This is a genomic window from Streptomyces sp. ISL-10 (assembly GCF_018614575.1).
Classification (GTDB): Bacteria; Actinomycetota; Actinomycetes; order Streptomycetales; family Streptomycetaceae; genus Streptomyces.
The window spans coordinates 316741-336840 of sequence record NZ_JAGGOJ010000011.1; the positions used below are offsets into that span (position 1 = coordinate 316741).

A 20100-nucleotide genomic window follows, 5' to 3' on the forward strand; every position below is an offset into this window, starting at 1 on the left:
CGGATGGCCGCGCCGCCCCGGGTATCGGGTGGAGACTGCCGCGCCGCCCGGGGGCCGCGTAAGGACCGGATGGCCGCGCCGCCGCAGGTGCCGGGTGCCGGGTGCCGGGTGCCGGGTGCCGGGTGGAGACTGCCGCGCCACCCCCGGTGGACCGTGGCCCGCGGCCGTGTCAGGTCCACCCGGAACGCAACGCAGGGATCAGGAGCGCGACGGCCCTGTTTCCGCGTACACGCGTTCCGCCCAGCCCGCGATCTGGTCCTCGTTCAGGTGCTGCGCCAGGTCGGCCTCGCTGATCATGCCCACCAGGCGCTTGTTCTCGATCACCGGCAGACGGCGGATCTGATGGCCCTGCATCTCGCGCAGCACCTCCGTCACGTCGGCGCCCGCCTCGATCCAGCGCGGTGTGCCCTTGGCCATCTCGCCCGCCGTCATCCTCGACGGATCATGGCCCATGGCCACGCAGCCCACGACGATGTCACGGTCGGTGAGAATGCCGCAGAGGCGTTCGTCGGCGTCCGCGATGGGCAGGGCGCCCACGTTCATGTCGCGCATCATCTGTGCCGCGCGGTCGAGGGTCTCGTGGGCGGGAATCCACTGGGCTCCCGCGTGCATGATGTCTTTGGCCGTGGTCATCGAACGTGCCTCCTGGATGCCGAATGGCCCCGAGCCATCCCATTGTGGTTGCGCCGTTCCGCGTACGCGACCGCGCGGGCGCCGGAGCCGTACAGCCGGGGGAACCCGCCGGTCACCTGCGGCGTCGTTCTGTACGAACGCGTGGTGTACGCCGCACGCGCGACGGGCCGGCCGACCACCGGCTCAACCGGGGAACGAACGAGGGAGCCGTGCATGACCGTCACGCTGGCCGAGGAGATCATGCTGCTGTCGCTGGACGACGAGTCGGGCGCCGCCAAGGACAAGGCGTCCGCGGCCTGGGCCGTCGCGGGCGGCATCCTGCTGGACCTGGCGCTGGCGGGGCGGGTCGCCGTGGCCGACAAGCGGCTGCGGACCGTCGACCCCACGCCGACGGACGTCCCGCTGCTCGACGAGCGCCTGCGGAAGATCACGGACTGGTCGGCGAACCGCCGCTCGGCGAAGGTCGCGGCCTGGCTCACCAAGGACCAGTCCAAGGCCCCGCGCGCGACGCTCGACAGCCTGGTCTCCCGCGGCCTCGTCGCCGAGGAACGCCGCCACGCCCTCGGCATCTTTCCGGTCCGGCGCTATCCCGAGGCGGACGGTTCGGTGGAGCGTGAGCTGCGCGGGCGGCTGTCCGGCGTGGTCCTCCACGGCGGCACGCCCGACGACCGCACCACCGGACTGATCGCCCTGCTGCACGGCGCCAAGCTGCACCGCATCGCCTTCCCCGACGTACCGCGCAAGAGGGTCGAGGCCCGTATGGCGCAGATCGCCGACGGTCAGTGGGCGGGCGACGGTGTCCGTGAGGCGATCCGGGACATGCAGGCGGCGATGGTCACGGTGACCGTGGTCACCCTTGCCGCTGCGGCCGGCTGACGCTCCGTACGCGGACAGCCGGCCCGTCACCGTAGGAGGAGCAGACCCGTCACCGTACGGAGACAGCCGGCCCGTAAGCCGTACGGAGAGAGCAGACCGTCGTACGAACGCGGCACGGCCCGTCACCGCGCGGTGACGGACCGGGCCGACGGTGCTCCGGGCGGCTCGGGCGACGGGCCGGTCCTGTGGTGTCAGGGCGGCTCAGGCGAGCGGCTCGGCGTCGCGCTTCTTCAGCAGGTCCACCATCAACTCGACCTCCGAGCGCTGCGCGTCCACCATGCCCTGCGCCAGATCCCGCTCCACGCCGACGGTGCACAGGTCCGCACAGCCCTGGGCCATGGCCACGCCGCCGTTGTGGTGGTTGATCATCAGCTGGAGGTAGAAGACCTCCGCCTGCTTGCCGCTGAGCCGGCCCAGTCGTTCCAGCTCGTCCTTCGTCGCCATGCCCGGCATCAGCCGGTCGTCCCCGGCCGCCCCGGAGCTGTGGCCGCCGTGCCCCGGCCCGTGCCCGGACGCGGCGTCCGTGTCCGCATGCATCCACTCCATCGGCGCCCTGCCGGCGACGACCTTGGGCAGCCCCCACAGGTCGAGCCAGCCCAGCATCATGCCGCGCTGGTTTGCCTGCGTATTGGCGATGTCGTACGCGAGCCTGCGCACGCCCTCGTCCTTCGTCCGGTCCCGGACGATGAACGACATCTCGACCGCCTGCTGGTGGTGGACCGACATGTCCCGTGCGAAGCCGGCGTCCGGCGAATCCGTCGCCGGCGTACGCGGGGCGGGCGTGTCACCGCCCGCGGAGGCCACCGTCGCGGCCCCCGCGAAGAGCAGCGCCAGCACGACCGCCGTGATCGCGGCCCAGTGCGTACGCGTCATGCCCCTCACTTCCCGCTCAGCCCGCCCGTGCAGGCGGCACCCGGCTCGGGCGTCTGGGGGCCCTGGACGTACTTGGTGAAGAACTGGTTCACCCGCGGGTCGTCGGCCGAGTCCACCGTGACCTGCTTGCCCCAGGCGCTCAGCGTGATCGCGCCCTTCTGGTCCTTGTACGGGCTCATCAGCGAGTAGGGCGTCTTCTTGACCTTCTCGCCGAGCTTCTTCACATCGGCTTCGGCGGCCTTGTCGGTGTACGTCACCCACACCGCGCCGTGCTCCAGGGAGTGGACGGCGTTCACGTCCGGGACGGGCTCGGTGTAGACGTCACCGTTGCAGTTCATCCACACCTGGTTGTGGTCGCCGCCGACCGGCGGAGCCATTTCGTACTTCACCTGGGTCTCGACGTGATTGCGGCCCAGCTTCTTGGCGTCCCAGGTCTGCTCGTCGGTAACCGGCGCCTTGGCCGCGGCGACCTCCTGGTCCTTCTCCTCGGACTTCTTGTTGAGGACGAAGCCGCCGAAGCCGACGAGCGCGGCGACGACGAGGGTGCTGATGCTGATCGTGATGATGCGGTTGCGGCGCTCGCGCGCGTGCTCGGCGCGGCGCATCTGCTCTATTCGGGCCCGGCGGTCGTTGGTCGTGTTGCGGGAAGCCATGGTGGGGTCGTCCTTCGTGTGGTCTGCGGGGGTGTCGTTCGGTGCGGGGAGCGAGCGGGCCGGATCACGCCCGCAGCACTTGAAGGACGTGCAGATCGGGCGCGCGGGGCAGCGCCCCGGTCCACCGCGCCCCGCCTCCGGCGGCGGGCGGCACCGTGTACGGGCCCTGGGCGGCCGCCGCCGGGGGAGCGTCCAGCGGGGGCGCCGTGAGCACGGCCGGGCTCAGCACCGGCAGCAGACGGCAGTCGCCGCGGTCGTCGGGGCAGCCCAGTACCGTCGCGGGCACGGCCGGTGTCCGGTCCGTCCTGTGCGCGGCGGCAGGGGCGCCGAGGTGCGGTTGGCCTCCGGCCCCCTCATGGGACGCCGGTCCCGACGGGCTCAGGCAGATGAAGAGCGCGCCGAGGAGCGTCGCCACGGAGCTCAGCAGAGCCGTGGGACGCGCACTGCGCCGGACGCGGTCGCTCCGCGAACCCCTCATGGCCCGAGATCGTAGTCGGCGCGCGGGCGGTGCAGGCCGGATGGGGAGGAAACCCGAGACCTGCGAGGGCGGACAATCGGCGCGAACCGCCGATTGCGCGGGATTTTCTTGTGCGGCGACGGACCCGGGCGGGGTCGGGGGACCGGACCATGCACCGCCGCGAGCAGCGCCCCCTGCCTGCCGTCACGGCAGAGCGGCTGCGCGGCCGCGCGGCTTCTCCCGGGCGGAAAACGCCTTTTCCCGGGGGCGGAAACGGCCGCCGGGCGGCAACCGGTCCGGGCGAGACCGCAGCGGCCCGTCGCGCGAAGCGACGGGGCCTTCACCTGCCGCCCGGCCGATGCCGGCGGCTGCCTCTCGCCTCAGGCCGGCTCCCGGTCCGCTTCGGGCGTCCGGGGTTGCGGCTCTGGCCGGCTGCGCCTCCCGGTCCGCTCTCGGTGGCCGCCTCCCGGTCGTGACCGCCCTGCGGCCCGGCCCTGGGCAACGCGACGACCTCGGGGCGAGCGCGTAGCGGAGGCGTCGGCCCGAAGGACTGCATGGCCTTCCCGCCGTCGGACAGCCGCAGCTCACCGCGGCCCGGCCCGCCCGCCTCCAGCCGCTGGAGAGCAAGAGACCCCTCAGGGTCGTCTCGGGGTGTGCCCTGACCCACAATGGGCACAGCCGCACTGCGCAACGCGCCTGAAACCCGTCAGTGGCATGCTCGGGCGGTAGGCAGACGGCAGACAGGCGGCGGGACCGGCAAGGATGGGTGGAAATGGATAAGCAGCAGGAATTCGTGCTCCGCACGCTCGAGGAGCGCGACATCCGCTTCGTGCGCCTGTGGTTCACCGACGTGCTCGGCTTCCTCAAGTCCGTCGCCGTGGCGCCTGCCGAGCTGGAGCAGGCTTTCGACGAGGGCATCGGCTTCGACGGCTCCGCGATCGAGGGCTTCGCGCGGGTCTACGAGTCCGACATGATCGCCAAGCCGGATCCGGGCACGTTCCAGATCCTGCCCTGGCGCGCGGAGGCCCCCGGTACGGCCCGGATGTTCTGCGACATCCTGATGCCCGACGGGTCGCCGTCCTTCGCGGACCCGCGCTTCGTGCTCAAGCGCATTCTCGCCAAGACCTCCGACCTGGGCTTCACCTTCTACACCCACCCGGAGATCGAGTTCTTCCTGCTCAAGGACAAGCCGGTCGACGGCACCCGCCCGACCCCCGCGGACAGCTCCGGCTACTTCGACCACACCCCGCAGAACGTGGGCATGGACTTCCGCCGCCAGGCCATCACGATGCTGGAGTCCATGGGCATCTCGGTGGAGTTCAGCCACCACGAGGGCGCGCCGGGCCAGCAGGAGATCGACCTGCGCTACGCGGACGCGCTGTCGACGGCCGACAACATCATGACCTTCCGTCTGATCATGAAGCAGGTCGCGCTGGAGCAGGGTGTCCAGGCCACGTTCATGCCCAAGCCGTTCTCGGAGTACCCCGGCTCCGGCATGCACACCCACCTGTCCCTCTTCGAGGGGGACCGCAACGCCTTCTACGAGTCGGGCGCCGAGTACCAGCTCTCCAAGGTCGGCCGGTCGTTCATCGCGGGTCTGCTCCGGCACGCCGCCGAGATCTCGGCCGTGACGAACCAGTGGGTCAACTCCTACAAGCGCATCTGGGGCGGCTCGGCCCGCACGGCCGGTTCGGGCGGCGAGGCCCCCTCGTACATCTGCTGGGGCCACAACAACCGCTCGGCCCTGATCCGTGTCCCGATGTACAAGCCGGGCAAGACGGGCTCGGCCCGTATCGAAGTCCGCTCCCTGGACTCCGGCTGCAATCCCTACCTGTCCTACGCGCTCCTGCTGGCAGCCGGCCTCAAGGGCATCGAGGAGGGCTACGAACTCCCCGCCGGCGCTGACGACGACGTGTGGGCCCTCTCCGACGCCGAACGCCGCGCGATGGGCATCGCCCCGCTCCCGCAGAACCTGGGCGAGGCGATCGACCTGATGGAGCGCAGCGAACTGGTGGCGGAGACGCTGGGCGAGCACGTCTTCGACTTCTTCCTGCGCAACAAGAAGCAGGAGTGGGAGGAGTACCGCTCCGAGGTCACGGCCTTCGAGCTGCGCAAGTCGCTGCCGGTGCTGTAAGGCCAGGTCAAGGCGCGTTTTTTAAACCGTGTTCTCCCTCCGGGGAGGCAGTCGTCGGCGGCCGCCCCGGAGAGGCCGCCCTGGGCCGTCTGCCGGCCGTCGCGCGATCGCGCCACGTGCCGCCGGCAACAGCCTTCAACATCGGCGCTGCGCTCCAGGAGCCAGGACCGACGGCAGCGCTTCGGACCTGCAAGAGCTTCTTCCTGAGGACCGTCACCCCGCTGGGTGGCGAACCTCCGGGGCATGGAGCGCGGCGCCGCGCCGCGGACGCGCATCAGGGCGCTGCTCAGCCCCTGCCTGCGCCGCGAGGCACCGATGGGAACGAAAAGTGCCGAGCGTCGGCGGGCGGCCGAGGAGGCTCAGGGGGACTGTCTCGAGGACCGCTGCGAAGCCGGGCCGGCAGCGCGTGCCGTGCGTGGTGCCGAGAAGGAGAACATTTAGGACGGTTCCTGTCCGCTTTGATCGCCCGTGCGGATGCGAACCCAGCCGGGTGCGGTGACCCTGGAGTGACGGGGGACCCCGCGTCGAGGAGGCAAACCCCATGTCCATGATGGACAAGATCAAGAGCATGCTGAAGGGCCACCCTGAGCGGACGAACCAGGGCGTCGAGAAGGCCGGCGACTATGTGGACGACAGGACCCAGGGCAGACACCGCCGCCACGTCGACACGGCCCAGGACAAGATGAGGGAACAGTACGGCGGCGGCCGCGGCGAGGGCGGGCAGCAGCCTGGCGCGGAGCGAGGCCCGGAGGAGCCGCCGCGCGCCTGACGGCGCCGGCCCGGACCTCGTCGGCCTGACGCCGACGGCCGCCCCGGGCATCGCGCACAGCATCGGCCCGGACCGGGGGTGCAGCCCCGGTCCGGGCCGACGCGCGTCGGACCGGGGCGGCCGTCGGGGGCGCCGCGAACCAACCGAGGCCGTGCACCCCGTCGCGCGTCGGCTCCGGGCCCTCGCGTGCTCACGCGGGGCGGCGGGCCAGGAGATGGGCCTGGGGAGTGGGCTCGTTCGCGGCCGCCTCCCGCACCATGCGCACCCGCACCTCGAACCCGGCCGACTCCAGCTCCGGCACGACCTGTTCGGGCATCATCCGGTGGAAGTCGAGCGAGATCTCATGCCCGAACGCCTCGGTGCGGCGCACGGGTGCGTCACCGACCTGGAAGCCCATCAGCAGATGCCCGCCGGGTGCCAGGACCCGGTGGAACTCCGCGTACACGGCGGGCCGCCGGGCGGGCGGGACATGGATGACGGAGTACCAGGCGACGAGCCCGCCGAGAGCCCCGTCCGTGATGTCGAGCGCGGTCATCGACCCCTCGTCGAAGCGCAGTCCGGGAAACGTACGCCGCGCGAGAGCGACCATGGCGGGCGACAGGTCGATACCGCGGATGTCCACGCCGAGCGCGTGGAGGTGTGCGGTCACACGGCCCGGCCCGGACCCCACCTCGACCACGCTGCCGTCCGCCACGTACTCGGCGAACGCGCCGAGCATGGCGCGGGCGAGTGGATTGGCCTCCGGCTCGGAGCGGAACATGTCGGCGTACTCAGCGGCGATGGCGTCGTAGGAGGAGCGGGTGCGGTGGAGGAAGTCGGGTTCGCTCGTCATGAGCCCGGACGGTAGCGGCCGGGTCCGACAGCGGGAGACTGTGCCGGGACGTCGCGGCGGAACAGGGCGGTCCACAGGAAGGCTTCACCGAAGTACGGCGATTCGGCCGGCTCGTCGCGCATGCGCCGCAGTTCGACCTCCTCCAGATCGGAGAAGATCCAGCGCAACGACTCCGGGGTGTAGGCGAGTCCGCCGTGCAGGCGGGACTGGCGGTAGAAGTCCGCGTCGGGCAGCTCCGAGCCCATGCCGCCGGCCGCGAAGCAGGTGAGGGCGAGATGGCCGCCGGGCGCGAGGAGGTGGTCGAGCAGGGAGAGGTAGCTGACACGGCGGTGCGGCGGCAGATGGTGGAAACAGCCGGAGTCGTGGATCAGGTCGTACGGCCCGCCCAGCTCGTCCGTGGTGAGGGCGAAGGCGTCGCCGCAGCGGAACCGGATGTCCGCGCCCGCCTCGCGCGCACGCTCCTCGGCCCATGCGACCGCCGTGGGCGAGAGGTCGACCGCGTCCACCTCGAAGCCGGAGCGGGCGAGATGGAGCGCGTTGCGGCCGGGGCCACAGCCCAGATCGAGGGCACGGCCGGCCGGGATCAGGCCGCGGTCGATGTACGAGGCGAGGTTCTCGTCCGGCTTGGACACGAAGAACGGCACAGGCTTGGCTCGGTCGGCGTAGAAGCCGTCCCACCAGTCCGCCGCGCCGGCCGTCCAGCGGTCCGCCTCCGGCGCGAACAGGCCGTCCAGAAGTTGCAACACGTCGTCGACATTGCGTATGTGGCGGTCCATCAGGTCCCCTTCCTGTTACGGAAACCCTAGGGCCCGAAGAGGTAAAAGCCCAGGCCACAAGGGGTGCGGCAAGGGCATGGACGGGCGTTTGGGGGACCGCCGCCACCCCTGCGTGCCCGCCACCCCGCACCCGGTCCGAACGATCGCCGAGGCCCCCGCCGAAGGCCGTCACGACGGCGTTCGGCGCGGCCGGCGAGCAGGTTTCGCAGAACGATTCCCGTGGTCCACGGCGACCGCGGGCGCCCCGGCGGCGGACGAGCCGGCTCCGCGGCACCCGCCCTCGCTATCGGGCCGTTCCACGGCCCAGGTGGCGGCGCGAGAGCTGCTTCAGACAGTCACCGAAGACCCGCCGGGCGTGAAGGCGTGCTCCTGGTGACACACGAAGGCGCCGCCGACCCCCGCACGGGTAGGCCCGTCACCGCTCCGACAGTGGTGACGGCGCCTCCTGTACGCACCAGGTGTTGCCGTCCGGGTCCTTGAAGAACAGGAAGGAGTTCCACTCCTCACCCGGCCCCTCCTCCCAGCCCCTCGCGCCCACGTGCTGGATCGTCGTCACCGGCACCCCACGCGACATCAACTCCGCATGCGCCTTCGCGATGTCCGTGACGCACAGCTGCAGGGCATGCAGCGAACCGGGCGGCATCGTGGGCTGCTCCGGGTGGGACGGCATGCCGCTCATCAGCGCGATGGAGCAGCGCGAGCCGGGCGGCGTCAGCTGAACGATGCGCATCCCGGGGGCGACCTCCGAGTCGAGGTCGACCTTGAAGCCCAGGGCCTCCCCGTAGAAGATCTTGGCGCGGTCCAGATCGGAGACCGGGATCGTGACGACTTCCAGGGTCATGTCCACGACGGGTTCCTTTCGCAGTGCGGTCAGCCGGTGAAGCGCCAGCGGGTCTGGCCGAACGGCTCGCCCTTGTGGAAACCGAAAGCCGTCCGCGGCGCCACCCGGAATACCAGTGCCTCGCCGCCGTCGCCGACGAACACGCCGTCACGGATCCGGAAAGTCCAGTGCTCGCCGTACTTCTCGACCCACAGCCCGGCCAGGGTGCGCAGCGTCGCCTCGTCCGTGACGCGGACCGCCTCGCCCTCGACCACCACGTCCTGGCCTTCGCCCAGCGCGTTCCCGCCGGTGGTCAGGACGACCTCGCGGTTGGCGCGCAGGTTCTTCGCCTTCCGCTCGTCGGGGCCGGTGCAGAAGTGCAGGGCGCCGTCGTGCCAGACCGCGATCAGCGGGGTGACGTGCGGGCGGCCCTCCGGCCGTACGGTCGTCAGCCAGAACACCTCGGCCGCGCGGATCAGCGCGAGGGCCTCGGTCCAGTCGGCGGGCGACGCCTTCGGATCGCTGAACCGGGCATCGAGATCCGTACGGGGATCGCTCATGGGCATCGTTCCGGTCCTCTCGCAAGCGCGCATCGGAAGGCACCTGTGCAGACCGGCGCGACAGCCCATACTCATCGGTCCCCGCTCAGTCCACCGGCCGCCACGCCTGAGGCGCGTCCGGCCGCGACCAGTACAGCCGCCCGTCCTGCCCGATCGCGCCCACCCCCGCCGCCGCGCCCGCCGGAGCACCCGTGAACAGCGGCCCGCCCGAGAGCCACTGCCCTGTCCCCGCCGACCGGCCCGCCGTGCCCGTGCCGCCCGGTCCCGGGAGGTACGTCCCCGGTACGCCCGTCCCGGAGCGGACCGCCAGCAGCGCGTTGTCCGGGCCCGACGCGCTCACCGGGCCGAAGCCCGCCACCCCGCCGAGCTCGGTCACGGGTGACGCCAGCGGGCCGGAGAAGCGCACCGTGCGGACCGCGCCCGACGCGGGCTTGCGGAACCAGAGCCGTACGCCGTCGCCCTCCGGCGCCGCGCTCAGCGTCAGCGTCGTCGGCGGCAGGCCCGTCGCGGTGGGGCCGCTCAGCGGCGCGCCAGGCTCGGCCTGTGTCCAGGACCAGACCGTCAGCGGTGTGCTGACGAAGACGTGCTGGCGGCCGCTCGCGTCGGACGCCACGGCGGGGTCGCCGTGCAGGTTCCGGCCGCCGCGCTCCCGCCAGGACGACCAGGAGCCGTCGCCCTGCTGGGAGATCGAGCTGAGCGAGTAGCGGCTGTTGCGCAGATAGACCGTGATCCGGCCCGCCCTGTCCACCGTCGCGGCGGGGGCGCTGATGTCCGAAAGGCCGGTCGCGTCGTCCCGTTCGGGCGTGCCGAGCGAGAGCCACGGGCCGAACGCGCCGCCCGGCGTGCGCTGCACCGCCGTCACCACGTCGCGGCGGTAGTCGGCGGGTGCCGCGCCCAGGGACGTACGCGTCGCGAACACCGCGATCCGGCCGTCCGCCAGGCGCACCGAGGTCACACCGCTGTCCAGCCCGGCACCGGGCAGCAGCTCGGGGCCGGTCCAGTCGCCCCGCGCGCCGCGCTGCCAGACAGCGAGCCGCGTGTCCAGCACGGAGAACGCCCACAGCTCGCCGTCCCGCCCGGGCTGCACCCAGGACGTCGACTCGCCGCGGGTGTAGCGGACGGACCGCGTCCAGCCGTGGCCGCCGGGCCGTGCCGCCACCTTGCGGTCGCCGCAGCCGGCCTCGTCGCCGCAGTAGTTCGTCTCGTCCATCCACGCGTACGTGTGCATCGTGCGCAGCTTGGCCGCCGCGGTCTCGGGGTCGAGCGTGTGCGGCAGGCCGCTGGTGAAGTAGCCCAGGTAGTTCTGGACGCTGAACGGCGGATGGCCGGGCGTCGCCGCGTACCGCGCCAGCGCCGCCTGTGCGAAACGCGCGCCGAAGAGGTGGTCCTGGTGGTCGGTGGGGCGGTCCGTCCCGGTGACCAGGCCCGGCGTCGGGTCCTGCATCCGTACGTGGGTGGGTGCGAACCGCTCCAGCAGCCCCGCCACCGTGTCGACGACCTGCTTCTTGTCGTAGGCGAAGTCCCGCTCCACCGGGGAGCCGGACGCCAGCTGGGAGGGCAGTTCGGTCACCCGGCCGTCCCACAGCCCGTGCAGACTGACGGGCCGGTCGCCGCTGACGGAACCCGCCTCGCGCAGCTGGACCCACACCAGCGATATCTCGGGGCGGGCAGCGAGTACGTCCAGCTCGGCGGCGCCTCCGCCCGCCGTCTCTATCGCCGTGCGCCGCCACGGGCTGGTCCGGTCGCCGGTCGCCATCTCCGCGTACGCGGCGCGTATGCCGTTCTGCCGGGCCTCCGCGTAACGGGCCTTGTCGGCGGCGGGCCTGACCGACGGGGCCAGCGGGCCGGTCCGGGCGGCGTTGACGCCGTCGGACTCGCCCGCCGTGAGGTAGAGCGACGTCAGCCGGGAGCGGGAGACGATCGACTGACGGGTGTCGGGGTTCATGAAGAACAGGTCGTCGTCGGGGTGCGCGAGGATCTGCACCACGGACGTGGCCGCGGGCCCCGTGGGCGCCGGGCTCTCCTGGACGGTCGCAGGCCGGGCCTTCGGCACCGGGGGCGCGTCCCGCGTGGCGCCGGCACCCGAGGCGTCGGCACCGAAGATCCAGCCGGCCACGGCGACCGGGGCGATCAGCAGGGCCGCCGTCGGGCCACGGCGGGAGAGCAGGGTGAAGCGGCGGCGGGGCCCGGACGAGCGCATTGCGGTGGTGCCTTCGGTGTTCAGGAATGCCGGTGGACAAGGTTCGGGCCGGTGCGCATCGTGTTCGGGCACGAACGCGCAACGGGTTCGAGCACGAAGATCGGCACCGGCCTGCCGTGAAGACGGAACTACCGAGGATGCGGTTCATCGCGGGCGAGATGTGGGGAACATGGCGTATCTCACGCGTCTCCTGCGTCACTCCCGTGCGCGTGGCGCGCGTGGCGCGCGCTCTCCGTGCGGTCCGCGTTGCGCGTGCCGCACGTGCCGTCCGCTTCTTGTGTCGTCTGCGTCGTCTGCGTCGTCTGCGTCGTCTGGCGTCGTCCGCGTTGCTCGTGCTGCCTGCGTTGTGCGCGTCTTCTGCGTTGCGGCCTGCCCGTGCGGTCCGCGTCTTCCGCATTTGCTCGCGGTGTCCACGCTGCCCGCCTTCCCCGCGCCGCTCGGGCTCTCCGCGCCGTCCGCGCTGCTCGCGCACTGCCCGTGATGCCGGTGTGGCTCGCGTTGCCACCGCTGCCTGCCGCTCGCGCGGCTCGTGCTGTCCGTGTGGTTCGCGTTGCCCGTGCCGTATGTGCCGTCCGCTTCTTGTGTCGTCCGCGTTGCTCGCGCTGCCCATGTCATCCGCGCCGCCGGCGCTGCCTGCGCCGCGTGCGCTCTCCCCGCTGCCCGCCTTCGCGCCGCTGGGCTGGCCGCGCCATCCGCGCCGCGCCTGCCGCTCGCGCGGCTTGCTCTCCCCGTCGATCTCGGTGCCCGTGCCGCTCGCGCGGCTCGCGCGCCCCGGCGCCCCGCCGCCCGCGCCGTCCCGGAATCCGCGTGGTCCGGCCGGTGCTGCCCGGGCGGCGGGGGCTAGTCTCGAACCGGCACGCTGGTCAGGGCGAGGACGGGAGAGACGCGATGACGGCGCCGGGGCGCAGAAGCAGCACCTTCACGCGACTCCTGCGGCACGGCTTCACCGATCCCTCCGCCGCCGAGCGGCTGCTCGAGCTCCCCGACATGGCCCCCGTCCGCGCCGACCCGGTGCTGCTCGACGCGCTCGGCGTCACCGCCGACCCCGACCTCGCCCTGCGCGGACTCGTGCGCCTGGTGGAGGCGCACGGGGACGGCGAACGCCGCCGCTTCCTGGACACCCTCGTCACCGCCAAGCCCCTGCGCGACCGGCTGCTGGGCGTCCTCGGTGCCTCCGAGGCGCTCGGCGACCATCTGGCCCGCCACCCGCACGACTGGCAGGCTCTGTTCACCTATGAGTCCGCCGACCTGCACCCGGGCGTGGCCGAGTTCGAGGTCTGTCTTGCCGAGGCGGGCGACCCCGTGTCGCTGCGCGTCGCCTACCGCCGGTGTCTGCTGGCCATAGCGGCCCGCGACGTGTGCGGCACCATCGACGTCGCCGAGACCGCCGCCGAACTCGCCGACCTCGCAACCGCGACCCTGCGCGCCGCCCTCGCCATCGCCCGCGCCGCCGCGCCCGGCGACGCCGCGGCCTGCCGCCTCGCCGTCATCGCCATGGGCAAGTGCGGCGGTCACGAGCTGAACTACGTCTCCGACGTCGATGTGATCTTCGTCGGCGAACCGGCGAACGGCACCGACGAGGGCAAGGCCCTCCAGGCCGCCACCCGGCTCGCCTCGCATCTGATGCGTATCTGCTCGGAGGCCACCGTCGAGGGCACCATCTGGCCCGTCGACGCCAACCTGCGTCCCGAGGGACGCAACGGCCCGCTCGTGCGCACCCTGTCCAGCCACCTCGCCTACTACCAGCGCTGGGCCAAGACCTGGGAGTTCCAGGCGCTGCTCAAGGCCCGCCCGGTCGCCGGGGACCTGTCGCTGGGCGAGGAGTACATCGACGCCGTCTCCCCGCTGGTCTGGCAGGCCGCGGAACGGGAGAACTTCGTCGCCGACGTGCAGAAGATGCGCCGCCGCGTCGTCGACAACATCCCCCGCGCCGAGATAGAGCGCGAGTTGAAGCTCGGGCCCGGCGGGCTGCGCGACGTCGAGTTCGCCGTCCAGCTCCTCCAGCTCGTGCACGGCCGCAGCGACGCCTCCCTGCACAGCGGCAAGACGCTGGAGGCGCTGCAGGCGCTCGCCGCCGGCGGATACGTCGGCCGCGCGGACGCCGCCCAGCTCGACGACGCCTACCGCTTCCTGCGCGCCATGGAGCACCGCATCCAGCTGTACCGGCTGCGCCGTACCCACCTGGTGCCCGAGCAGGAGGCCGACCTGCGCCGCCTCGGGCGTTCCCTGGGGCTGCGCACCGACCCCGTCGCCGCCCTCAACAGGGAGTGGAAGCGGCACGCCTCGGTGGTGCGCCGGCTCCACGAGAAGCTGTTCTACCGGCCGCTGCTGGACGCCGTCGCCCAGCTCGCGCCCGGCGAGATCCGGCTCAGCCCGAAGGCCGCCGGGCAGCGCCTCGAAGCGCTGGGGTACGCCGATCCCGCCGCCGCCCTGCGCCACTTGGAAGCGCTGTCGTCGGGGGTGTCCCGCAAGGCCGCCATCCAGCGCACGCTGCTGCCGGTGCTGCTCGGCTGGTTCGCTGACTCCGCCGACCCCGACGCGGGCCTGCTGGGCTTCCGCAAGGTCTCCGACGCGCTCGGCAAGACGCCCTGGTACCTGCGCCTGCTGCGGGACGAGGGCGCGGCCGCCGAGAACCTGGCACGGGTGCTGTCCGCCGGCCGGCTCGCCCCCGACCTGCTGCTGCGTGCTCCCGAGGCGGTCGCGATCCTCGGCGACCCGGAGGGGCTGCGGCCGCGCGGGCGCGACCATCTGGAACAGGAGGTGCTCGCCGCGGTCGGGCGCGCGGACAGCGCCGAGGCCGGCGTCGCCGCGGCCCGCGGGGTGCGCCGCCGCGAGTTGTTCCGTACGGCCGCCGCCGACCTCATCGCCTCCTACGGCACCGAGGACCGCCCCGCCGAGGCCGATCCCGGGGCCATCGTCGACCGGGTCGGCACGGCGGTCACCGACCTCACCGCGGCAACGATCGCGGGCGCGCTCAGGGCTGCCGTGCGCGCACAGTGGGGCGACACGCTGCCCACCCGGTTCGCGGTCATCGGCATGGGCCGCTTCGGCGGCGGCGAACTGGCCTACGGCTCCGACGCCGACGTCCTGTTCGTGCACGAGCCGCGCGACGGCGTGGACGAACAGGAGGCGGCACGCGCCGCCACCGCGGTCGTAGAGGAGATGCGGCGGCTGCTGCAACTGCCGACCGCCGACCCGCCCCTGTTGATCGACGCCGATCTGCGTCCGGAGGGCAAGAGCGGGCCCATGGTGCGCACGCTCGCCTCCTACGAGGCGTACTACCGCCGCTGGGCGCTGGTGTGGGAGAGCCAGGCGCTGCTCCGTGCGCGGCCCATGGCCGGTGACGCCGAGCTGGGCGCCCGGTTCGTGGCGCTCGCCGACCCGCTGCGGTACCCGGAGAAGGGCCTGGGCGAGGACGCCGTACGGGAGATCCGCCGGCTCAAGGCGCGCATGGAGTCCGAACGCCTGCCGCGCGGCGCCGACCCGACACTCCACGCCAAGCTGGGCCGTGGTGGGCTCAGCGATGTCGAGTGGACGGTCCAGCTGCTCCAGATGCGCCACGGCCGGGCCGAACCGGGCCTGCGCACCACCCGCACCCGTGAGGCCCTCGCGGCGGCCCGGGAGGCCGGCCTGATCTCCGCCGAGGACGCGGCGACGCTGGACGAGGCGTGGGTGCTGGCGACGCGGGTGCGCAACGGCGTGATGGTCGTACGCGGCAGGGCGGGGGACACCTTCCCCTCCGACAGCCGGGAGCTGGCGGCGGTGGGCCGCTACCTCGGCTACGGGCCCGGGCACGTCGGCGACATGCTCGACGGCTACCGCAGGGTGACCCGGCGGGCGCGGGGCGTGGTGGAGAAGCTGTTCTACGGTTCCGGCTCCTAGAAACCGGGGCCGGTCCGGCGGGCGTGGTCTCCGGCTAGACGCGCGTCGGCAACAGGCGGCGGAAGCGCTGGATCCGGTTCGGGTCCTCCGGCACCAGCCGGGGCAGCTGGTGCGGCAGCGCCCGGTACCACGCGTACGAGACGCCGTAGCCGAACCCCAGGCAGATCATGCCGCCCACGGCGTCCAGCCAGAAGTGGTTCGCCGTCGCCACGATGACGACCAGCGTCAGGGTCGGGTACAGCGCACCGAGGATCTTCGCCCAGGGCGCCGTCGCGAGCGCGCAGATGATCATGCCGCTCCACAGCGACCAGCCGATGTGCATCGAGGGCATGGCTGCGTACTGGTTCGACATGTTCTTGAAATTGCCCGAGGCCATCGATCCCCAGGTCTCGTGGACGAGCACGGTGTCGATGAAATGCTGTCCGTTCATCAACCGGGGCGGCGCGAGCGGATACAGGTAGTAACCGACCAGGGCCACGCCGGTGGTGGCGAAGAGGACGAGGCGGGCGGCGGCGTACCGGCCGGGATGTCCGCGGTACAGCCACACCAGCACACCGATGGTCACGACGAAGTGCAGCGTCGCGTAGTAGTAGTTCATCGACACGATCAGCCATGTCACCGAGTTCACGGCATGGTTGACCGACTCCTCCACCGCTATGCCGAGGGTCTGCTCGGCCTCCCAGATCCAGTCCGCGTTGCGCAGGGCCTGGGTCCGCTGCTCCGGTACCGCGTTGCGGATGAGGGAGTACGTCCAGTAACTCACCGCGATCAGCAGGATCTCGAACCAGATGCGGGGGCGGCGGGGCGACCGGGGAGCGCGCCGGACATCCGCGGCGGGTCGGGCACTTTCTGTGGCGGCCTCGTCGTCCACTATGGGTGACGGGGTCGCCGTCCGGCTGTCCAGAGTCTTCACGGTCGCTTCACCCATGGGACGAGAGTCTGCCAGATACACGGCCCACCCTGATCATCCCCCGGACAGGTTCATGCTGCATGCGCTGCTCCTGAGGGACGAGGGGTCCGTGAAGGGCGCCTCGGGGGATGCCTCAGAGGGCGCGTGGTTCAGGCGGTCCGCAGGCGCTTCTCCAGCAGCAGCACGCCGTAGCGGCTGCCGTCCGCCGCCGTCTTCGCGGGCTGCTCGCCGACCACGGCGTACCCCGCGCCCTCGTAGTACGTCCGCAGCCGGGGGTTGCTGCTCAGGCAGTCCAGCCGGGCTGAGTCCCGTCCGGCCACCGCGATCCGCGCCTCCGCGTGGGCGAGCAGCTTCCGGCCCGTACCGGGGGGAGCGGACCGGTCGGTCATCAGGCGGTGCACATAGCCGGCCGCCGGGGGCTGTGCACCCCACGCCTCCTCGTCGTCCCACCACAGTTCGTACGCGCCGGCCGGGCGGCCCCCGGTCCGCAGCAGCCACACCTCGCCCTCGGTGATCCTGCGGCGGAAGTGCCGAGCGTCCTTGCCGCCGGGCCGCCACTGATCGATGCCCCGGCGCAGCATCCAGTGCGCGGCACCGTCGTACAGCGTGACCAGGGCGTCGACGTCCGAAGGCGTCGCGAGGTGGAAGGCGGAGTCGGTGATCATGTCCTCATAGTGACCGGCGGCCGTCCCCGGCCGAACCGGGGGTCACCGGGAGCGTGCCGACCCGGGTGACCTGCCCCGCTCCGCAGAAGCCCCTCGCCGGCGCAGCTGTCAACGGCTCCTGCCCGCTCAGTCACGGCCCGGGTGAGGGGGGCGCTGGCGGGGCACCTGCGTCACGGCGGGCGCGAGGGCCACCAGGCGGCCGACGAGATCGCCGAACGGGCCGTCGGCCGGCTCGTCCGCGAGCATGGCCACCACGATCCCCGCCATCTCCTCGTCGTACGCCGCGCTCACCGCGGCCAGCGCCGCGAAGTCGTGCACGAGCTGGAGTTCCAGCTCGGAGCGCGGGATGCTGCGCCCGTCCAGCCACAGCAGCGCCGTCGACTCGGCGAGCGAGACCCAGGAGCGTACGACCAGTTCGAGCCGCGCCGACGGCGTCGTGATCCCCAGGTGCGCGAGGATCTGGTCGAACGCGGCCTGCCGCACCTCGTCGATCATGGCGTTGGTCGTGGAGGAGCCGACGGCAGGCCCCCCGCGCATCAACGCCGAGAAACCCGGGCCGTGTTCGTCGACGAAGTCGAAGAAGCGGCCCATCACACGCAGCAGACGTGTGCCGAGCGGACCGTCGTGCGGCTCCTCGAACCGCCCGGCCAGCTCGTCGGCAGCCCGGCGCAACGCCGCCTCGTACAGGCTCTGTTTGCCGGGGAAGTAGTGGTAGACGAGCGGTCGTGAGATGCCCGCTGCCGCCGCGATCTCGTCGATGGAGACGTCGTCGGGGGAGCGGTGGCTGAACAGCTCCAGCGCCACACCGATCAGCTGCTGCCTGCGCTCCTCCACGCCCATCCTGCGCCGCACCCCGGTCGTCATGCGGCCACCCTACAGACCGGCCCGCGGCGCGCTTCCCCGCCTCCCGTCCTGCGCTGTGCTCCGCTCCCCTGTTCGCGGGAAAGCGATCGCATCCCGGATTTTCTCCGACATCAGCCGTGGGCTGGGATCCGCACGGCCCGGCCACGGTCGTGCGGGGCGCTGCCGGCTTGAGGGCGGGTTTCCCGCCGTCCGGTCCTCGCTCAGCGCAGGGCCCGGACCCTGGTCCCGTCCGTGAGGCGCCCGTTCAGCTCCGCCCGCGCACCCTCGCGCGCCCGCACCGCCAGCACCGGGCCGGCGCCCTCGCCGGCCATCTCGCCCGAGACGGTGAGCGAGACGAACTGCCCGCTGCCGGCCGCCAGTACGTACCACTGCCCCGCCTGCGACTTCCACAGCACACCGGACAGCACCCGGGGCTCGCGCACACCGCACGACGGTGAGTCCTCCGCCCGCGCCACCACGGTGCCCGGCGCCTCGGGACGCACGGCCGGCGCGTGGAACTGGACCATCACCCGGCCGCCGGCCCCCCGCCAGGTCTCGGCGCGCGTGCACAGCCAGGCGGCCGTGCCGTTGGCCTCCGGCAGCTTCTGCCGCGCGTACTCCCAGGCGTTGACGCCGCGCACACCGTGCGAGCGCACTCCGGACAGGGAACAGGCCGAATGCGCCCAGACGGCGCGGGCGGCGGGGCCCGTGGCGTCCTTCGGGGCGGTCGGTGGACCGAAGGTGAGCCGCGCGGGCGTCAGTTCACCGAGGTCGGTCAGCAGCCGGGCCCCGCCGCCCTCGCCGATCTGAAGCGTGTGCCACGCACGGCACGCGGACGCCTGCGCCGGACTGGACAGCGCGGCCGTCAGCCCGTCGGCGTCCCGCCCCAGCGGGCGCGGCCGGGCCGCGGGCGCCAGCAGGTCCCGTACGGACACCTCCCGCACCCACGGCGCCGTGAGATAGCGGACCCGGCCGTCCGCGCGGCCCGCGACGAGCGCCGCCGCGGAGACGGCGTCCGCGCCGTCCGTCCGCGCGAAGTCCAGCGCCGCACCGGCGGAGCCGTCCCGCGGCTCGGCGTACCGCACCACCCGCAGCCCGTCGTACAGCAGCACGACCCGCGCCTTGCCCACCTCGCCCGCGAACAGCAGCTGCGGCGGCCCCATCGGCGGGCCGGACGGAGTGCCCGGCGTCGCCGAGACCTGGATGTTCCCGCCGGGCCGCGCCCACACCGCCAGCGCCCGCCCCAGCAGTCCGCGGTCCTCCACCAGTGCGCCGCGCGCGGGCCACACCGAGAAGTCCCGCCGGGTGGACTGCTGCCAGGCACCGGGTGCGACCTGCGTCAGCCTGCCCGGCTCCAGCGCCGCCTCGGCCGCCGCGTTGCGGGTGTAGGAAGGAGCCGCCGGGACGTCCGCCCCCCACCCGTTGCCCGCGCGCCCCAGCAGCGCCCCGCACACCGCGAGCGCGGCGACGGCGACAAGAGCCGCTCTCGCGTGCCGGCGGCGGCGTATCAGATCCGTGGGGCGCACCTGGAGCGAACACGGGTCGAACTCCGGCGAACCGAGCAGCGCCGCGGCCTGCCTCCCGCCGGGCACCGCATCCGCGTCCGCGAGCGCCGCGCCGGGGTCCGCCGCACCCGTGGCGGCGAGGACGTCGCGCACCTGCGCGTCCGTGAGCCCTTCGAGACCGCGCAGCACATAGGCCGCGCGGGCGGGCCCGCTCAGCGCGGACAACCGCTGGTCCAGGGCGAGTTCGTCCGCACCGCCGGACCGGGGGAAGACCCGAAGGCCCCAGATGTGCGGCAGCAGCGGCGGAAACTGGGCCCGCCGCGGCCGGGCCGCACGCCGCAGCGGCAGTCCCGCGTCCAGAGCCTGGCGCAGCACCCGGTCCCGGACGAACACATAGCCGGGGTCGGCTGCCCCCTCCGGGCGGGCGCGGGGCACCGCGGGGGAGCCGGTGACGGCCCCGCGGCCGCGCGGCAGCGAGCGCTGCACGAGCGCGTGCGCCGTCAGGACACGGCGGTTGCGGCCGAGCGTCGGCGGCAGCACCAGATAGGCGATCCGGACGAGCCGCGGATAGTGCTCGACGAGCGCGGCCTCCACCTGCTCGACCCCGACGCCGGCGTCAACGGCCGGGCGCGAGGCGGTGGACGGGGCTGTGTCGGTGTCGGCATCCTGTGGGCGCACGTTCAGCAGAACGAGCGAATCGTCCTATGGTCAC

Annotated in this window: 17 protein-coding genes; 4 read left to right on the plus strand and 13 right to left on the minus strand. The window is 72.9% G+C overall.

Annotated elements, in window-relative coordinates:
• Positions 1-198 precede the first annotated feature (198 nt).
• Entirely contained in the window at positions 199-633 is a 435-nt protein-coding gene (locus tag J7E88_RS14105) for a CBS domain-containing protein (RefSeq protein WP_215180739.1), read from the minus strand.
• A gap of 213 nt (positions 634-846) precedes the next feature.
• Here J7E88_RS14105 and J7E88_RS14110 point away from each other — a divergent pair, with 213 nt between their 5' ends.
• The gene (locus J7E88_RS14110) at positions 847-1509 is read left to right on the plus strand and encodes a GPP34 family phosphoprotein (protein ID WP_215180741.1); all 663 of its coding nucleotides are present in this window, start codon (positions 847-849) and stop codon (positions 1507-1509) included.
• A 201-nt stretch (positions 1510-1710) separates the two neighbouring features.
• Here J7E88_RS14110 and J7E88_RS14115 read toward each other — a convergent pair whose 3' ends face one another.
• The 3 genes from J7E88_RS14115 to J7E88_RS14125 all read right to left on the minus strand — a co-directional run bounded on the left by J7E88_RS14115 (position 1711) and on the right by J7E88_RS14125 (position 3513).
• Complete coding sequence (locus J7E88_RS14115; RefSeq protein WP_215180743.1) at positions 1711-2382, minus strand: DUF305 domain-containing protein; 672 nt, start codon at positions 2380-2382, stop codon at positions 1711-1713.
• Between the two features lie 5 nt (positions 2383-2387).
• Positions 2388-3035 carry a DUF3105 domain-containing protein gene (locus J7E88_RS14120; RefSeq protein ID WP_215180745.1) on the minus strand — a complete coding sequence of 216 codons (648 nt, stop codon included), beginning with the start codon at positions 3033-3035 and terminating at the stop codon, positions 2388-2390.
• 64 nt (positions 3036-3099) lie between these two features.
• Positions 3100-3513 (minus strand): hypothetical protein, encoded by a 414-nt coding sequence (locus tag J7E88_RS14125; RefSeq protein ID WP_215180747.1) that lies wholly within the window; start codon positions 3511-3513, stop codon positions 3100-3102.
• Between the two features lie 751 nt (positions 3514-4264).
• Here J7E88_RS14125 and J7E88_RS14130 point away from each other — a divergent pair.
• Together J7E88_RS14130 and J7E88_RS14135 are read left to right on the plus strand one after the other, a co-directional pair.
• On the plus strand, positions 4265-5626 hold the full coding sequence (locus J7E88_RS14130; RefSeq protein ID WP_215180750.1) for a glutamine synthetase family protein: 1362 nt from the start codon (positions 4265-4267) through the stop codon (positions 5624-5626).
• Positions 5627-6167: 541 nt separating this feature from the next.
• A complete protein-coding gene (locus J7E88_RS14135) occupies positions 6168-6395 on the plus strand; it encodes an antitoxin (protein ID WP_215180752.1) in 228 nt (75 codons plus the stop codon).
• A gap of 190 nt (positions 6396-6585) precedes the next feature.
• On the opposite strand, the gene J7E88_RS14140 is transcribed toward J7E88_RS14135, so the two are convergent.
• The 5 genes from J7E88_RS14140 to J7E88_RS14160 all read right to left on the minus strand — a co-directional run bounded on the left by J7E88_RS14140 (position 6586) and on the right by J7E88_RS14160 (position 11583).
• Positions 6586-7227 carry a trans-aconitate 2-methyltransferase gene (locus tag J7E88_RS14140; protein ID WP_215180754.1) on the minus strand — a complete coding sequence of 214 codons (642 nt, stop codon included), beginning with the start codon at positions 7225-7227 and terminating at the stop codon, positions 6586-6588.
• Complete coding sequence (locus tag J7E88_RS14145; protein ID WP_215180756.1) at positions 7224-8003, minus strand: bifunctional 2-polyprenyl-6-hydroxyphenol methylase/3-demethylubiquinol 3-O-methyltransferase UbiG; 780 nt, start codon at positions 8001-8003, stop codon at positions 7224-7226. Before J7E88_RS14145 ends, J7E88_RS14140 begins: the two co-directional genes overlap by 4 nt.
• A 415-nt stretch (positions 8004-8418) precedes the next feature.
• Positions 8419-8850 (minus strand): VOC family protein, encoded by a 432-nt coding sequence (locus tag J7E88_RS14150; protein WP_215180758.1) that lies wholly within the window; start codon positions 8848-8850, stop codon positions 8419-8421.
• A gap of 23 nt (positions 8851-8873) precedes the next feature.
• Entirely contained in the window at positions 8874-9389 is a 516-nt protein-coding gene (locus J7E88_RS14155) for a pyridoxamine 5'-phosphate oxidase family protein (RefSeq protein ID WP_215180760.1), read from the minus strand.
• Between the two features lie 79 nt (positions 9390-9468).
• A complete protein-coding gene (locus J7E88_RS14160; protein ID WP_215180762.1) occupies positions 9469-11583 on the minus strand; it encodes a PIG-L family deacetylase in 2115 nt (704 codons plus the stop codon).
• An 888-nt stretch (positions 11584-12471) separates the two neighbouring features.
• Between J7E88_RS14160 and J7E88_RS14165 the strand changes: the two genes are divergently transcribed.
• Positions 12472-15465, plus strand: a complete 2994-nt coding sequence (locus J7E88_RS14165; protein ID WP_215180764.1) for a bifunctional [glutamine synthetase] adenylyltransferase/[glutamine synthetase]-adenylyl-L-tyrosine phosphorylase — start codon at positions 12472-12474, stop codon at positions 15463-15465.
• 34 nt (positions 15466-15499) lie between these two features.
• On the opposite strand, the gene J7E88_RS14170 is transcribed toward J7E88_RS14165, so the two are convergent.
• From J7E88_RS14170 to J7E88_RS14185, 4 genes are all read right to left on the minus strand, one after another.
• Positions 15500-16393, minus strand: coding sequence for a phosphatase PAP2 family protein (locus J7E88_RS14170; protein ID WP_215180766.1), 894 nt, complete (start codon positions 16391-16393; stop codon positions 15500-15502).
• Between the two features lie 131 nt (positions 16394-16524).
• Positions 16525-17040, minus strand: a complete 516-nt coding sequence (locus J7E88_RS14175) for a GNAT family N-acetyltransferase (RefSeq protein WP_215180768.1) — start codon at positions 17038-17040, stop codon at positions 16525-16527.
• A gap of 126 nt (positions 17041-17166) precedes the next feature.
• Positions 17167-17904 (minus strand): TetR/AcrR family transcriptional regulator, encoded by a 738-nt coding sequence (locus J7E88_RS14180; RefSeq protein ID WP_215180770.1) that lies wholly within the window; start codon positions 17902-17904, stop codon positions 17167-17169.
• Between the two features lie 200 nt (positions 17905-18104).
• Positions 18105-20066: a hypothetical protein gene (locus J7E88_RS14185; protein ID WP_215180772.1), complete on the minus strand. Its 1962-nt coding sequence runs from the start codon at positions 20064-20066 to the stop codon at positions 18105-18107.
• Positions 20067-20100: the final 34 nt, after the last annotated feature.

What these genes read in the sequence shown, in the direction of transcription:
- J7E88_RS14125 (WP_215180747.1), bottom strand. Translation starts at nt 3,513, where the DNA reads ATGAGGGGTTCGCGGAGCGACCGCGTCCGGCGCAGTGCGCGTCCCACG.
- J7E88_RS14105 (WP_215180739.1), bottom strand. Translation starts at nt 633, where the DNA reads ATGACCACGGCCAAAGACATCATGCACGCGGGAGCCCAGTGGATTCCC.
- J7E88_RS14140 (WP_215180754.1), bottom strand. Translation starts at nt 7,227, where the DNA reads ATGACGAGCGAACCCGACTTCCTCCACCGCACCCGCTCCTCCTACGAC.
- J7E88_RS14110 (WP_215180741.1), top strand. Translation starts at nt 847, where the DNA reads ATGACCGTCACGCTGGCCGAGGAGATCATGCTGCTGTCGCTGGACGAC.
- J7E88_RS14145 (WP_215180756.1), bottom strand. Translation starts at nt 8,003, where the DNA reads ATGGACCGCCACATACGCAATGTCGACGACGTGTTGCAACTTCTGGAC.
- J7E88_RS14115 (WP_215180743.1), bottom strand. Translation starts at nt 2,382, where the DNA reads ATGACGCGTACGCACTGGGCCGCGATCACGGCGGTCGTGCTGGCGCTG.
- J7E88_RS14170 (WP_215180766.1), bottom strand. Translation starts at nt 16,393, where the DNA reads ATGGGTGAAGCGACCGTGAAGACTCTGGACAGCCGGACGGCGACCCCG.
- J7E88_RS14160 (WP_215180762.1), bottom strand. Translation starts at nt 11,583, where the DNA reads ATGCGCTCGTCCGGGCCCCGCCGCCGCTTCACCCTGCTCTCCCGCCGT.
- J7E88_RS14175 (WP_215180768.1), bottom strand. Translation starts at nt 17,040, where the DNA reads ATGATCACCGACTCCGCCTTCCACCTCGCGACGCCTTCGGACGTCGAC.
- J7E88_RS14120 (WP_215180745.1), bottom strand. Translation starts at nt 3,035, where the DNA reads ATGGCTTCCCGCAACACGACCAACGACCGCCGGGCCCGAATAGAGCAG.
- J7E88_RS14155 (WP_215180760.1), bottom strand. Translation starts at nt 9,389, where the DNA reads ATGCCCATGAGCGATCCCCGTACGGATCTCGATGCCCGGTTCAGCGAT.
- J7E88_RS14135 (WP_215180752.1), top strand. Translation starts at nt 6,168, where the DNA reads ATGTCCATGATGGACAAGATCAAGAGCATGCTGAAGGGCCACCCTGAG.
- J7E88_RS14180 (WP_215180770.1), bottom strand. Translation starts at nt 17,904, where the DNA reads ATGACGACCGGGGTGCGGCGCAGGATGGGCGTGGAGGAGCGCAGGCAG.
- J7E88_RS14165 (WP_215180764.1), top strand. Translation starts at nt 12,472, where the DNA reads ATGACGGCGCCGGGGCGCAGAAGCAGCACCTTCACGCGACTCCTGCGG.
- J7E88_RS14130 (WP_215180750.1), top strand. Translation starts at nt 4,265, where the DNA reads ATGGATAAGCAGCAGGAATTCGTGCTCCGCACGCTCGAGGAGCGCGAC.